General features: G+C 63.7%; 10 protein-coding genes. 6 read left to right on the top strand and 4 right to left on the bottom strand.

The window, feature by feature from the left end; all coding sequences use genetic code 11:
- Positions 1–42: 42 nt before the first annotated feature.
- On the bottom strand, positions 43–1,083 hold the full coding sequence (locus P7D22_RS08145) for an Ldh family oxidoreductase (protein ID WP_319933729.1): 1,041 nt from the start codon (positions 1,081–1,083) through the stop codon (positions 43–45).
- Between the two features lie 169 nt (positions 1,084–1,252).
- Between P7D22_RS08145 and P7D22_RS08140 the strand changes: the two genes are divergently transcribed.
- A complete protein-coding gene (locus P7D22_RS08140) occupies positions 1,253–2,038 on the top strand; it encodes a site-2 protease family protein (protein WP_319933728.1) in 786 nt (261 codons plus the stop codon).
- A 6-nt stretch (positions 2,039–2,044) separates the two neighbouring features.
- Here P7D22_RS08140 and P7D22_RS08135 read toward each other — a convergent pair whose 3' ends face one another.
- The gene (locus tag P7D22_RS08135; protein WP_442916056.1) at positions 2,045–2,629 is read right to left on the bottom strand and encodes a GNAT family N-acetyltransferase; all 585 of its coding nucleotides are present in this window, start codon (positions 2,627–2,629) and stop codon (positions 2,045–2,047) included.
- A gap of 2 nt (positions 2,630–2,631) precedes the next feature.
- Positions 2,632–4,977, bottom strand: a complete 2,346-nt coding sequence (locus P7D22_RS08130; RefSeq protein ID WP_319933727.1) for an Orn/Lys/Arg decarboxylase N-terminal domain-containing protein — start codon at positions 4,975–4,977, stop codon at positions 2,632–2,634.
- 440 nt (positions 4,978–5,417) lie between these two features.
- On the opposite strand from P7D22_RS08130, the gene P7D22_RS08125 reads away from it, so the two are divergent.
- The 4 genes from P7D22_RS08125 (at position 5,418) to P7D22_RS08110 (ending at position 14,208) form a co-directional block, all read left to right on the top strand.
- The gene (locus tag P7D22_RS08125; protein ID WP_319933726.1) at positions 5,418–9,152 is read left to right on the top strand and encodes a vitamin B12-dependent ribonucleotide reductase; all 3,735 of its coding nucleotides are present in this window, start codon (positions 5,418–5,420) and stop codon (positions 9,150–9,152) included.
- 182 nt (positions 9,153–9,334) lie between these two features.
- On the top strand, positions 9,335–10,033 hold the full coding sequence (locus P7D22_RS08120) for a TIR domain-containing protein (RefSeq protein WP_319933725.1): 699 nt from the start codon (positions 9,335–9,337) through the stop codon (positions 10,031–10,033).
- Positions 10,030–12,930: a DEAD/DEAH box helicase gene (locus P7D22_RS08115; RefSeq protein ID WP_319933724.1), complete on the top strand. Its 2,901-nt coding sequence runs from the start codon at positions 10,030–10,032 to the stop codon at positions 12,928–12,930. Before P7D22_RS08120 ends, P7D22_RS08115 begins: the two co-directional genes overlap by 4 nt.
- 1,092 nt (positions 12,931–14,022) lie before the next feature.
- Positions 14,023–14,208: a hypothetical protein gene (locus P7D22_RS08110; RefSeq protein ID WP_319933723.1), complete on the top strand. Its 186-nt coding sequence runs from the start codon at positions 14,023–14,025 to the stop codon at positions 14,206–14,208.
- 383 nt (positions 14,209–14,591) lie between these two features.
- Here P7D22_RS08110 and P7D22_RS08105 read toward each other — a convergent pair whose 3' ends face one another.
- Positions 14,592–14,813, bottom strand: a complete 222-nt coding sequence (locus tag P7D22_RS08105) for a hypothetical protein (RefSeq protein ID WP_319933795.1) — start codon at positions 14,811–14,813, stop codon at positions 14,592–14,594.
- Between the two features lies 1 nt (position 14,814).
- Between P7D22_RS08105 and P7D22_RS08100 the strand changes: the two genes are divergently transcribed.
- On the top strand, positions 14,815–15,033 hold the full coding sequence (locus tag P7D22_RS08100; protein ID WP_442916055.1) for a hypothetical protein: 219 nt from the start codon (positions 14,815–14,817) through the stop codon (positions 15,031–15,033).
- Positions 15,034–15,298: the final 265 nt, after the last annotated feature.

Genomic DNA, 15,298 nt, shown 5'->3' with positions numbered 1-15,298 from the left:
GGGGCGTCTTCTGCGGCGCCCCGCAGCGGCCGAGTGGTGTCGCTAAAGCGTCACGGCGTCGAGGCCGTGCTCCGCGAAGCGGCGCAGTTGGGCCGCTTCGGCCGCCGTCAGGGTGATGCCGTCCCGCAGGGCGCGATCGCGCGCTTCGAAGCGACGCTGCGAGGGCAGGCGGGCGCCCTGGCCCAGCATGGCGTCGAACAACGTTTCGGCTCGCGCTAACGGGTCGCCCGGGCGTCCGGCTGCGAACCGCTCCGGCGCGAAGGCCAGGATCAGTTCGCCATGCGATGGCGACAAGCTCGTGGTGCCGAGCTGGCGCAATGATTCCGCGCTTGTCAGGTCGCCGATCATCACCCCGGCCAGCAATTCGATCATGGTGCTGATCGCCGAGCCCTTGTGGCCGCCGAAGGTCAGCATGGCGCCGTCGAGGGCCGCCTGCGGGTCGGTGGTGGGGTGCCCGGCGGCGTCGAGGGCCCAGCCGTCGGGCAGCGGCGCACCGGCCCGGCGCTTCAACTCGATCTCGCCCCGCGCCGCCACCGAGGTGGCAAAGTCGAACACGTAGGGGGTGGGGCCGCGACGCGGCCAGCCGAAGGCGAAGGGGTTGGTGCCGAGCAGCGGCTGGCTGCCGCCGGCAGGCGCCACCGCAGCATAGCTCGGGCACATCGCGAGGGCCGCGAGGCCATGGGTCGTCAGCGCCTCGATTTCCGGCCAAAGGGCTGAGAAATGCGCACCGTCGTTGATCACCAGCGCCGCCACCCCGAGCGCCCGGGTGCGCTCCACCAGAACCGGCAGTCCGAGTTCGAAAGCCGGGCCCGTGAAGCCGTGCCGCGCCTCAACACGCACAACCGCCGACCCATCGGACGGCAGCAGGTCCGGGACAGCCCGGGCCTCGACCTTGCCGGCCTTGACGGTGCGCAGCACGCCTTCGATCCGGTAGAGGCCATGCGCCTTGCAGGCGTCGCGCTCTCCCGCGACGATGACCCGGGCCAAGGGACCGGCCTGCGCCGCCCCGAGGCCCGCCCGTGTGAAGATCGCCTCGACGGTGCCAAGGAGCGACGCGACCGTCACGATTTGCGATTCGACCACCGACTTGTCTCCTCTCGCGGCAGCGCACGGCCACGAGCCTCGACCCTACAGCCTTCGCATCGGTTCGTCGTCGGCCGCCTCGCCGGCGTGGTGCTGGCGTGAAACGCTGCGGCATCTTAGAACCGCCCTGCGCAGACGCGTTCGGACCGTTGCGCGGTGGAGAGCGCGCATGACCTATTCTTCGCGGCCCCCCGGCCCGCGCCGGACCACCAAGCGCGCCATCGTGGTGCCGAGCTTCAACTTCCTGATGATCGTGGCGCTGTTCACGGTCAGTGGCCTGGTGATCGCCCGCAACCTGATCGGCGGTGCCGGCATCGCCTTGGTGTTCGTGTTTTCGGGCTGGGTGCTGAGCCTGTGTCTGCATGAGTTCGGCCATGCGGTCGTGGCCTATCGGGGTGGCGATGATTCGATTGCCGATACCGGCTATCTGACGCTCGATCCGATGCGCTTCATCAATCCGGTTCTGACGATCGTGCTGCCGCTGGTGTTCACGCTGCTCGGCGGCATCGGATTCCCGGGCGGCAGCGTCTTCGTCGATCAGGCGCGGCTACGTTCGGAGGGCTGGCGCTCGGCCGTCTCGGCTGCGGGCCCCGCGGCCAACTTCGTCTTCATGCTGGTTCTGCTGGTGCTTTACCGTTGGACCGCCGACCTGCCGAGCCCGATCGGCGCTGGCATCGCGATCCTGGCTTTCCTGCAGGCCACCACCGTGGTGCTCAACATGCTGCCGATCCCCGGCCTCGACGGTTACGGGGTGATCCGCCCGCTGCTGCCCATGTCCTGGCGCGACACGGGCGACCGCATGGCGCTGCATTCCGGCATCGTCATCACGGGGCTGTTCTTATTCGTCGGTGCCTTCGGCCGCGCCATCTTCTTCGGCGGCCTGCGCATCACCAACGCCATCGGCATCGATCCGGGCGATGTCGCAACCGGGTTCCAGATGATCCGCCTCTGGTGAAGAGCGTCAGTCGTCGCCATGCACGATGTGGGTCTTCGGCTCCGTCGCGACATTGGGCGGCGTCGCATCGCCGTCGCCGAGCGCCCGCTGCACCATGACGCTGTCGCTCCAATGACCGAACTTGTAGCCGACCGAAGGCAACCGGGCCACCACCGCGAATCCGCAGGCTTCGTGCAGCCGTAGGGACGCTTCGTTGGCGCCGTCGATATAGCCGATCAGTTGGCGGTAGCCGCCGGCCGCGCAGGCCTCGACCAGGGCCGGCAGCAGCTTGCGGCCGATGCCGGCATGCAGGAAGGCCTGGTGCACGTAGATCGAGTGCTTCAGCGTGTAGCGATAGGCCGGCCGCTTGCGGAACGGCACCGCATAGGCATAGCCGGCCACGATGCCTTCGAAGTCGGCGATCAGGTGTGGCAGCCGCTTCTTGCGCATGGCCTTGCGGCGGCGCTTCAGGTCGTCGGCGTTGGGCGCCTCGGGCTGATAATCGCCGAGGTCGCCGACACCCTTGGCGATGTGGTGTTCGTAGATGGCCAGCATGGCCGTCACATCCGCCTCGGTCGACGGGCGGATGACGACGTCTCCGTTCAGGATCACCGCTATGGGCCCTCGCGTAGCACGTAGGTGTGGAACCGGAGCGTGTTCTCACCGGCGTGCTCGCGATAAACGCCCTGGACCTCGGGGTCAAAGCCGGGGAACAAATTCGAGCTACGCTCGAACATGCGGAGATAATCGAGCATCGGCTGCGAACGGTCGCCGATCCGCTCGCCCGGCAGGATGGTGCCGATGCCGGGCGGGTAGACCAACATCAGGGTCGCGGCCACGCGGCCCTCGATCTCCGAGATCGGCAGATAGTCCACCTTGTTGCGGGTGAGCTGCCGGTTGGCCTCGTGTGGCGTCATCACCATCTCGGGCAGGTGGGCGGGCTGGAACTGCGCCTGCTGCAGCAGGCTCGTGTTGGCCTCGCGGTGGAAGGCGTGGAAGGCCGCGCAAAGATCGCGGAGCCGCAGCCCGGCGTAGCGCCACGGCCGTCGCCGCACAAAGTCCGGCATCACCTCCTCGAGCGGCGCATTGGCGTCGTGCAGCTTCTTGAACGCCACCAGCGCGCTGATGAGCGTGCCGGCCTTCGACGACTCGACACCCGGCGTCAGCAGGAACAGCAGCGAGTTGAGGTCGTTCTTTTCCGGTACGATCCCGTTCTCGCGCAGGTATTGCGCCACCACCGGGGCCGGGATGCCGTGCTCCGCATAAGCGCCGGTGCGCCGGTCGAAGCCGGGCGTCAGGATCGTCAGCTTGGCCGGATCCGTGATGGCCCAGCCTTCTTCCAGATGGGTGAAGCCGTGCCAGGCGGCGCCGGGGGCGAGATCCCAATAGCAGCGGTTGGCCGCGAGGTCGTCGGTCGGGATGCTTTCCCAGGGCACCGGGTCGCCACCGTTCGGCGGCGTCGCGACATCCGGTACGAACGGGTCGAAGAACCAGCGTCGCTCCGGATAGGCGCTGCCCTCGAACTCGCGGCGGATGGCGCGGAGCTTCTTGCGCAGCTCGATGCCGAGCCTGATGGTGTCGTCCCAAAGGACGACACCCGAGCGGCCCTTCATCATCTGGGCGCCCACGTCGAGCGAGGCGAACAGGGGATAGAAGGGCGAGGTCGAGGCGTGGATCAGGAAGCTTTCGTTGAAGCGCCGGTGCTCCACCCGCCGCGTCTGGCCTTTGATGTGCCGGTCCTTGGTGTGGATCTGCGAGGCCTGCGAGAAGCTTGCGAGCTGCTTGTGGGTCGATTGCGTGGCGATGATGCCGGGCGAGGTGTCGTCGAGATCGGCGAGGCCCATGGCGAAGCGGCCGGCGTAGAGCGGATGGAACTTCATGAAGCCCGCCCAGGCCTCGTCGAACAGGATATAGTCGCAAAGGTGGCCGATCTTGGCGAGGATCTGCTCGGCGTTGTGGATCGTGCCGTCGTAGGTGCATTGCTCGATCACGGCGGCCCGGAACGGCCGCTCGCGGCGCCACGCCTCAGGGTCCGTGACGAGCGGGTTGGTGCGGATCTTCTCGCGGATCGCCGCCTCGTCGAGCGCCTCGGGAAACATCGGCCCGATCAGGCCGTAGCAATTGCGATCGGTTTCGAGGAACACCGGGATGGCAGCGCCGAGCACCAACGCCCCATGCACAGCCGCCTTGTGGTTGTTGCGGTCGAACAGCACGAGGTCGCCGTCGGCCACCAGCGCCGACAACACCACCTTGTTCGAGGCCGAGGTGCCGTTCAGCACGAAATAGGTCTTTTCGGCCCCGAAGATGGTGGCGGCCTCCTTCTGGGCCGCGAGCGCCGGGCCCTCGTGGGTCAGCAGGTCGCCGAGGTCGAGCACGGAATTGTCGAGGTCGTCGCGGAACACCGCCTCGCCGAGGTGTTCGACGAAGATGCGGCCGATGGGGCTGCGGTTGTAGAAGATGCCGCCGTTGTGGCCCGGGCAGGTCCACAGCTGGTTGCCCTGCTCGGCATAGTCGACGAGCTTGCCGAAGAAGGGCGTCTTCAGCGTTTCGGCATATTGCTTGAGGCGGCTGACGAGGTTGCGGGCGATGAAGTCGGGCGTTTCCTCGGCCAGGAAGATGTAGCCGTCGATGAAGTCCAACACCTCGACCGGGATGTCCTCGAGCCGCTTCCTCCGGACCATGATGACGATGGGCATCTCGAGGCCGCGTCGGCGCATCAGGTCGATCAGCGCCGCGGCCTTGCCGTCGATACCGCGCTTGCCCCAGTCCACCACCATGCAGCCGATGGCCGCATCCGTCTGCACCGCGATGGCGGCGTCATCGACCCGCCGCGCCCGCACCACCTCGAACCCGAGTTTCCCCACCGACTCGATAATCTGCTGCACCCGGACACCTTCGAGGTCGTCGGGATCGAAGTTCGGCGCGCACATGAGCACGGTGAAACGGCGGAAGAAATCCATGGGCGACTCACGGGGACACGAAACGGGTCACCCTCGCGGGGGTGTTTGACAGCGGGATGACGAATCCAGTCACACTCAGATTTTCGCTCTCTCGGACTTTCAACGCGGTACCTGAGCGCACGTGCCTAAAACTTAGATAATTTGAGGAAACAGTAGTTGTGCAGATTTGGCACAGGCTGGGAGTCTATAAATTTTTCCCTGGAATCGAGATGAGTCTAGAGAGGCGCCCATCAGAGTGGACGACCAAGCCGATTCGACAAATCACCACTCCGGTTGTATGAGCTAAAGCCAATTGCTCTTGCCGTGTACTAACGTGACTAGGCAGCTTTGCTGCTTTCCTTAGGTCTGTCTACAGGCTTAGGGTTTGTCTACGATAGTGCGAACTGGTCCAGAAGCGCTCATATCGGATACTTGCGTCTTTTAAGACGAAGGCAGATGTAATGCGTATCACTCGCCACTACACCAAGACCTCCGGCTCGGCCTATGCCGGCATCGACTTCCGGCTGACCAAATCCGAGATCCGCAATCCTGATGGATCCGTCGTGTTCTCGCTCGACGGGATCGAAGTGCCGGCTGCCTTCAGCCAGGTGGCGGCCGACGTGCTGGCCCAGAAATATTTCCGCAAGGCAGGCGTGCCGGCCCGCCTGAAGAAGGTGGAAGAAAACGACGTTCCGTCCTTCCTGTGGCGCTCGGTGCCCGACGAGGCGGCGCTCGCGGCGCTGCCCGAGGGCGAGCGCACCGGCTCCGAGACCTCGGCCAAGCAGGTCTTCGACCGTCTTGCCGGCACCTGGACCTATTGGGGCTGGAAGGGCGGCTATTTCACCTCCGAAGACGATGCCCACGCCATCCATGACGAATTGCGCCACATGCTGGCCCGCCAGATGGTGGCGCCGAACTCGCCGCAATGGTTCAACACCGGCCTGCATTGGGCCTATGGTATCGACGGCCCGGGGCAGGGGCATTCCTATGTGGATTACCGCACCGGCGAGCTGACGCGCTCGACCTCGGCCTACGAGCATCCGCAGCCGCATGCCTGCTTCATCCAGTCGGTGGCCGATGACCTCGTCGGCCCCGGCGGCATCATGGACCTGTGGACCCGCGAAGCGCGGTTATTCAAATACGGCTCCGGCACCGGCACCAACTTTTCCCGCCTGCGCGGCGAGAACGAGAAGCTGTCGGGCGGCGGCCGCTCGTCGGGCCTGATGTCGTTCCTGAAGATCGGCGACCGCGCCGCGGGCGCCATCAAGTCGGGGGGCACCACGCGCCGCGCCGCCAAGATGGTGGTGGTCGACGCCGACCATCCCGACATCGAAGCCTATATCGATTGGAAGGTGCGCGAAGAGCAGAAGGTCGCGGCCCTCGTCACCGGCTCGAAGATCAACAAGAAGCACCTCAACGCCGTGCTGCGCGCTTGCGTGAATTGCGACGGCCCGGGTGACGACTGCTTCCTGCCCGAGAAGAATCCGGCGCTGAAGAAAGCCATCAAGGCCGCGCGCGCTTTGAGCGTGCCGGACAACATGATCGGGCGCGTTATCCACCTGGCCCGCCTCGGCCACACCACGCTCGACCTGCCGGAATTCGACACCGATTGGGATTCCGAAGCCTACCTGACGGTGGCGGGCCAGAACTCCAACAACTCGGTGCGCGTGACCGATGATTTCCTGCGCGCCGTGGAGCAGGACGCCGACTGGTCGCTGACGCGCCGCCTCGACGGCAAGCCGCTAAAAACCATCAAGGCCCGCGATCTGTGGGAGAAGATCGGCTATGCGGCCTGGGCGTCGGCCGATCCGGGCCTGCAATACCACACCACCATCAACGACTGGCACACCTGCCCGGTGTCGGGGCCGATCATCGCCTCGAACCCGTGTTCGGAATATATGTTCCTCGACGACACGGCCTGCAACCTCGCGTCGTTGAACCTGCTGCAGTTCAAGGACCCGACCACCAAGCGCATCGACACGGTGGCCTATGAGCATGCCGTGCGGTTGTGGACCGTGGTGCTCGAAGTCTCGGTGCTGATGGCGCAGTTCCCGTCGGACGAGATCGCCCGGCTGTCCTTTCGCTACCGCACGCTCGGCCTCGGCTACGCCAACATCGGCGGCCTGCTGATGTCGTCCGGCATCGCTTACGATTCCGACGAAGGTCGGGCCATCTGCGGCGCGCTTTCGGCGCTGATGACGGGCGTCTGCTACGCCACTTCGGCCGAGATGGCGTCCGAGCTCGGCGCCTTCCCGGGCTATGCTCCCAACGCCGACGCCATGCTGCGGGTGATGCGCAACCATCGCCGCGCCGCCTATGGCGAGGCGCAGGGCTACGAGCAGCTGGCCGTCAACCCGGTGCCGCTCGACGCGGCCTCCTGCTCCGATCCGCTCCTCGTCACCCGGGCCCGCGCGGCCTGGGACCTCGCGGTCAGCGCCGGCGAAGCCCATGGCTATCGCAACGCGCAAACCACCGTGGTGGCGCCCACCGGCACCATCGGCCTCGTGATGGATTGCGACACCACCGGCATTGAGCCCGACTTCGCCCTGGTGAAGTTCAAGAAGCTCGCTGGCGGCGGCTATTTCAAGATCATCAACCGTGCCGTGCCGGAAGCCCTGCGGGCGCTCGGCTATCGCGAGTCGGAGATCGCCGAGATCGAGGTTTATGCGCTCGGCCACGGCAGCCTCAGGCAGGCCCCCGCCATCAACACCTCGTCGCTGCGCGCCAAGGGCTTCACCGACGACAAGCTTGAAGGGCTCGAGAAGAGCCTCGCCAGCGCCTTCGATATCAAGTTCGCCTTCAACAAATGGGCGCTCGGGGCCGACTTCCTGGTCAACACCCTGAAGGTGCCGGCCGAGAAGCTCGACGATCCGAAGTTCGAGCTGCTGCCCTTCCTCGGCTTTTCGCGGGCCGATATCGAGGCCGCCAACGTGTTCTGCTGCGGGGCGATGACGCTCGAAGGCGCGCCGCACCTGAAGGCCGCCCATTACAACGTCTTCGATTGCGCCAACCCGTGCGGTCGCACCGGCAAGCGCTACCTGTCGGTCGACAGCCACATCCGCATGATGGCGGCCGCGCAGCCCTTCATCTCGGGCGCCATCTCGAAGACCATCAACATGCCGAACGACGCCAGCGTCGAGGCCTGCAAGGACGCCTATCTGACGTCCTGGCGCCTCGGCCTGAAGGCCAACGCGCTTTACCGCGACGGGTCGAAGCTGTCGCAGCCGCTGAACAGCCAGTTGATCGCCGACGACCAGGACGATGCCGAGGATGCCATCGAGACGCATCTCGCGGCCTCGTTGCCGGCGCGCGCCACGGAAGTGGCCGAGCGGATCGTCGAACGCATCGTCGAGCGTGTCGAGCGGCAGCGCGAGCGTGAGAAGCTGCCGAACCGGCGGGCGGGCTACACCCAGAAGGCCAGCGTCGGCGGCCACAAGATCTATCTGAAGACGGGCGAGTACAAGGACGGCCGCCTCGGCGAGATCTTCCTCGACATGCACAAGGAGGGTGCCGCCTTCCGGTCGTTGATGAACAACTTCGCCATCGCGATCTCGCTCGGCCTGCAATATGGCGTGCCGCTCGAGGAATATGTGGAAGCCTTCACCTTCACGCGCTTCGAGCCGGCGGGCCCCGTGCAGGGCAACGACGCCATCAAGAACGCCACCTCGATCCTCGACTATGTGTTCCGCGAACTCGCCGTGTCGTATCTCGACCGGACCGATCTCGCCCATGTGGCGCCCTCCGACCTCGGCTTCGACGCCATGGGCAAGGGCGAGGGCGAGGGCCGCACCGGTGGCATGGAAGTGCGGGCAACCGACTCAGGGTTCATGTCCAAGGGTCTGGTGCGCTCGAAGGGCGACCGGCTGATGCTGGTACGTGGCGGCGTGTCGGACGACGCCCGCGGCACCCAGGCCGGCAAGGCGCCGGCCTTTGCGACCGACGGCGCCACCGCCCTGAAGCAGGAGGTCAGCCGCGAGGTGGCCCGCGAGGCCGTCACGGAAGAGCTGACGGCCCTGGCCTGGAGCGAGCCGCAAGGTTTTGCGGCCGCCAAGGAAGCCGTGGCCGACAAGAAGGCCGAGGCCCGGATGAAGGGCTACGTCGGCGAATCCTGCCCGGAATGCGCCAACTTCACCATGGTGCGCAACGGCACCTGCCTGAAGTGCGACACCTGCGGCTCGACGACGGGGTGCAGCTGAGAGGCGGCCTGCTGCGTGTTAGGGGCAGCATAGTTTGTCCGCAAAACAGGGTGGTTTGTCCGCAATTGTAGAACCCAACGAGAACAGGGCATCCTGGCGCTCTGTTGTCGTAAGCACAACGATGCAGGTACGCCGTCTGATCGGGTGGGGGAGGTCGATCAACGAACCGGTTGCGAGGGGTCATGACCGTCAGGCTCTTCGTTTCATATTCCCACAAGGATGAAGCCTTTAGGGTCAAGCTGAAAACCCACCTTGCCGCGCTTGAGCGTGACGGCCTTGGCGTCTTCTACGATGGTGACATTACGCCTGGGAAAGCTCTCGACGCCGAGATCATGCGAAAGCTCAAGGGCGCCACGATCTTCATTGCGCTCGCCAGCCCGGACTACCTGGCCTCCCGATACTGCTTCATGACGGAATACCAGTACGCACTTCGCCGAGCCGCTCGCGGTACCATGCACGTCGTGGTTGCGATCCTTAGGCCCTGTCAATGGAAACACACGCGGATGGGCCATTACAAGAGCCTGCCGGTCGACGGCAAGGAGGTCACCCGGTGGGCGAACCGCGATGCTGCTTTCGAGGACATCGTAAACGGCCTGAGGAGGGTCATCGCAGAGGCGAAGGCCGGTGACCAGGCGACCTCTCAAAAAGCGATAACGCGGGCTAGTAGCCCCAGGCAGCGCCAGACGATCCTAAAACCTTCGAAGTCGACGTCGGCAAAGGCGTCGCCAGCCAAGCAGTCGAGCTCAACAAAGACACTTAATCCGAGCAAGGTGTCCAGTCAGACGAAAGCTCTGGTTGCTCCATCGTCGTCATCACCGAAACGAAAGACCAAGACGCTCACGGCCAAACCCGCTCGGCGAAAAAAGTCGAGGCTCAGATGAGCTACTTCGAAAGCAACTACTCGGCCCTGACCTACCCTCTGCCTTCTGGTCCGGTTCCGGGCTTTCGAGATGCGCAACGAGGCGCCCTATTCGCCCTGGGATCGCACTTCTCCCAGCGCTACGATCCCGCGATCGTCACCATGCCAACAGGCTCCGGCAAAACCGCGGTCCTGCAAGCCGCCGCCTTCCTCCTTCGCGCACGACGAGCCCTGGTCATCACTCCAAGCCGTCTTGTCCGCGAGCAGATCTACGAAGACTTCCGAGTTCTCGGCGTCTTGAAGAGACTGGGGGCCGTTCCGGGCGATCTTGCCGTGCCGACAGTCTTCAATGCGAACGGCAAGATCGCGGACTGGGACGCGCTTCGGCTCAACGACGTCATCATCGCGACCCCGAACAGCGCAAGCCCGAGCGTGGATGGAGTTGCCCTGCCGCCTCCGGACTTCTTCGATCTCGTCCTCGTTGACGAAGCCCATCACAGCCCGGCCCACACCTGGACCGAACTCCTCAAGAGCTTCCCTGACGCTCGCCGCGCGCTGTTTTCGGCCACTCCGTTTCGCCGTGACGAGATGGAAATTAAGGGACGCTTCGTATTCACGTACGACCTCAAGCGAGCGTACGACGACGGTGTCTTCGGCCAGATCAGATACGTTCCCATCGAGGGGGTCGCGCCCGCCGAGGAAGATGCCGCCATCGCTCGAGCCGCCGAGCTTCAACTCCGGAGCGATCAGGCGGACGGCTACCTGCACCGGCTGATGGTGCGCACGGACAGCAAGGCCCGCGCCAAGGACCTGTTGGGCATCTACGAACGCGAGACCGGCCTCAAGCTGCAACTAATCACCAGCGAGCATTCTCTCACCCATGTGAAACGGGCTATTGCCTTGCTCCGAACCGGCGATCTCGATGGCATCATCTGCGTCAACATGCTGGGCGAAGGGTTTGACTTGCCCAGTCTCAAGATCGCTGCCATCCATAGCCCGCACAAGTCGCTGGCTGTGACCCTGCAATTCATCGGCAGGTTCGCTCGCACTGCCGGGGACCGGCTGGGCCAGGCCACGTTCATCGCAGCTCCGTCCAGCATAAAAGTCGAGGCGGAGAAACTTTACGCCCAAGGTGCGGCCTGGAATGAAATCGTTCCGAACCTGAGCGCCACGCGAGTGCTCAAGGAGGAGCGGGCTCGGGAGATCCTCGAATCGTTCTCGACGGACGCCTACAATCCACCCGATCTCGACGAGTTGTCGCTCTACGGACTAATGCCGTACATGCACGTGAAGGTTTGGCGGCTGTCCGACCAGGTCAGTATCGACGAGACCATCAAGTTTCCGGCGGCGATGAACGTCGTTTACACCGCCGTGAGCGAAGACTTCGTAACAGCGGTATTCATCACACGGGAGCAAGCTCGCGTGAAATGGTCGGAAGATGATCGTCTTATGGATCTCCGCAACCATCTGTTCGTCATCCATCACAATCGTGAACACGGTTTCCTGTTTGTCTGCGCCTCCAAGAGGCAGGATGGGACCTACCAGCGGCTTGCAGAGGCCATCGCCGGACACGCGGTGCGCGGCCTGTCGACAAGCACCCTCGATCGAGTGCTGCTCGACCTCGACAACACGAAGTTCTTCAATATCGGCATGCGCAGCCGCACGTCGAACAGCGCGGCCGAGCAATACACCATCAAGGCCGGAGGGTCCGTCGAGCGGACGATCGACCGCAGCCACGGGCAACAATACACGAGGGGTCACTTCTTCGGACGTGGCACGAAGGAAGGCGTCGACATCACTATCGGCGCGAGCAGCGCGTCCAAGGTCTGGCAGAACAGTTCGGCTCGACTGTTCGACTTGATCGAGTGGATGGACGAGATGGCCGACAAGCTGGCGAGCACGCGCAAGGCGGTCACCAATTCAGGTCTCGACCTGCTCTCGATGGCGGCCGAGATCGAACGACTGCCGGCCAAGGTGTTCTTCGCTGACTGGGACAAGGACGTCTATCTCAAGCCTTGGTCCGTGATGATACCTGGGACTCATGGTTTCACGGCCGTTCCCCTGAGCGACTTCGACATCGCGGTCGACCACGATGGCTGCACGGGGCACGAGGTCCCGATCACGATCAAAGGGCATGGCCTTGTCATTGATTTGACCTTCGACATCCGCGGTGCACCTTACTTCCGCCTCCGGAACGGAAGCCATGACGTGCAGATGGAACGCCACGGCGGCGTCACGTGCGGGCTGCTCGACCATCTCGAAGCCCGGCCGCCGATAATGCTCACGGTGGCGATGGGCCACCTTGTCGGAAACGCCTACACTGAGCCGCATGACCTGGATCACGCGGCTTTCGATCCGGCTTGCATTCTACCTCACGATTTCCGTGCGCTGAACGTTTGCATAAACACCGAAGTGGGACAGGCCCACGGCGGCAAGCGCTCCATCTTCGAGTTCGTTCAGGACCATCTCGGCCACGAGCCCGGGGGCGTGATCTTCTGCGACCACGGCGCCGGCGAGATCGCCGATTTCATCAGCATCCGCGAGAACGGCGAGGAAACTCTCGTTGACATGATCCATTGCAAGAGCACCAAGGAACGTACAGCGGGCGCCCGGGTCGCGGACGCCTACGAAGTCGTTGGCCAAGCGATCAAGTCGGTCAGGTGGTGCGAACGCGAGAGGATCAAGTGCAGGATCGAGCATCGTAGGCAGGGAGCAGCCGAGCGGTTCATCAGGGGCACTTTCGGCGATGTCGAACGCATGCTGAGGCGACCCCACCCGCCCCGTTTCACCATCACGATCGTCCAGCCGGGTTTCGCGGGAGCTGCTCTTTCCCAAGAGTTGCGTCAGCTCTTCGCTTCCGCTCACCTGCACCTGAGAAGTGCCGACGTCGAAGGATTTCGTGTCATGACAAGCCCTTGACAGAAAGAGAAGAGCCGCGCGCGATGCTGGCTCGTCGTCCATGCGAGGCGGCGAAGCCTTTTGGTAGACCGGTGCGTTCCATTCTTCGGCGAGACCGTCAAGGTCCTTGGATCAGGTGAGCAATCCCTTGTGCCTTCGGGGAAATCCTTAGTTTCCTAGGAGGCGAGTACGCGGTCATGGACCGAAGGACTGGCAGGCCGATCAGATCCCGCCATCGCGAGTACCTTGCGGAAGGGAGGATGGCCTCAAAGCGAATTCTTGACTACCAACTGATAATACATACGTTTGGTAAAGGAACGTACGATGCTGACCTTCACCGCCCGTGATATGCAGCGTGCCGCTTCGGAGATCTAGACGGAGGCTGCCAAGGCACCCGTCCTGCTCACGATTTACGAGAAGCCGCGCTTCGTGATCATGTCTATCGAGGACTATGTCGGGACCAACAGGGGAGTGGTCGTTGCCGGGCCAGAATGCTTTCCGGACAGCGTCATGGCGCGCATCCAGGAACTTGAGGACGCATACCCCGATGTCGTTCCGCAGCTCGCAGGCGGTTTAGCTGAGCTATTCGAGGACGAGGGTTCGGACATTGGCCCGTATCCCTGACCCTACTCCAGGGCTTGTCTTCCGCTATGACTTCCTTCGCTTCCGCGAGGCCGAGGCAGGGGTCGACAACGTCAAGGAACAACCGGCTTGCCTGTTGGTGGTGCTGGAGGTAGGGGAATGCCTCTCTGGAGTGATCCTTATCGTGGAAGGTGATTAACGGGTCGAGGCTGACTAGGTGGCCAGAGCGGGTGACTTGGTGGTGATCCCAATCCAGAGCGACCCTCCTGGCCCGGAACAACTCGGGGTGGTCCTGGACACAAACACGAAGGGCTACATTGGCCTGCCGGACGAGAAACCATCCAACGCTCTTGTCTCGGAGGTCAACATCGACGCATGGCCGAATGCAGGTATCAAGGATTTGCCAGATAGGCCAGGCCAGTTTCGATCATCCGCGGCGGATGCCCAGTCCCAAGATGGCTGAGATCGCCAAGGTGTTCAGGCAGCTTCGGGAGCGTCGGCTGGTTCGGGCGATCGTTCGGCAGCCGTATCATGCGGCGCCAGGAACAGCGCTGCCTTCTGATGATCTCTCGAACCTTGGTCGACGCCGTCGTCGAACCCACGATCTTCCGCCCTGCGTACGAGAACGCCGCCGGGATCCGCAACATGGGTCGCGACGCCATCCGCGAGACCCATGCCGCCGGCGTGGATGCCCTTCACAGCGACCCTACCCTGTGAGGAGCCATCGTGCTCGCGAGCCCCGACGGCGTGCGGCACCTCAAGACTAAGGTCGACGGCGCATGGGCCGAGGTCGCGAGTTTCCCGCCGTCGCCCAAGTGACGCAAGCCTTGAGGGAAGAGCGGCGCTCGTCAGCGAAAGAGCAATCGCCACGACTTCCAGTTCCGCCTGAGAAGAACGTGGCTCCAACGGCGTTTGCGACCTCGCCATTCAGGGTCACAGGTCCAATGCCACACAACGATGCCCCCCTCCGGCGCGGGCGTGAGCAGTGTGCCGCGTCTGCTCACTTGGCGATAGATCACCGGCCTTGGTGAATGCGGTGGATCAGCGTCAATCACGGGCCATGCCGATCATAGGGTAAGCTCAGGAGGTGCGGTCTTGTGTTATGGCAAACTCGTGCATGTTGACGCCAGAGGCAGGTCGGCCGCCCTGCGCTCGAGGGACATCAGGCTGACTTCGTCGCCGTGCATGCCTAGATCATCCACGATGCTCGGATCCGGGGAAGCCTTTCGTGGATCGGCGATTGTGGCGAAAGACTTGGATATTCCGCGCTGCTCCTGCTTGAGAAGCCGGTCGCGATCCGCAATCTTCACGAAACGCTTCACGATGGCGCTGTTCCTCTCGTCCTCCATCCACATGGCGCAATCACCCGCCTCGTCGGCGCGCCGGCTCGAACGGAACGACGAGAAGGCCGTCCAACGGGACCGCTACGTGACCCTGGATACCACCAGCGGCTTGAGCAATGACCACTTGGTCGACTTGCCTTCGTGGCACCGTGACCCCGGCTCGGCCGACGATCCTGGTAGCCTGCATCAGCTGAATTAGGTTGGAAGACACGATCTATCGGCATTAAACGACCCATGCCCTTCACTTCACCGATAATCATGATTATGGAAAGTGGGTACTATGGTTTTTGTTGGCAGGGAAGCCGATCTAGCGATGCTCAAGCTGTTGATTTTCACTGAGAGTTGACCCGGCGTTTGGTCCTTCCGCACTTTTGGTGCAGACAAGGCGGGTCATGCCGTGAGCACGCGAGCACGGAGCAGGTTGAGCTTCGCGCGGCCGTACATCGCCCTCTTGATCATCTTCA

This window comes from Lichenihabitans sp. Uapishka_5, assembly GCF_033947565.1.
Lineage (GTDB): Bacteria > Pseudomonadota > Alphaproteobacteria > Rhizobiales > Beijerinckiaceae > Lichenihabitans.
The sequence above is the reverse complement of the archived record's forward strand: the minus strand, read 5'-3'. Positions and strand labels throughout refer to the sequence as shown.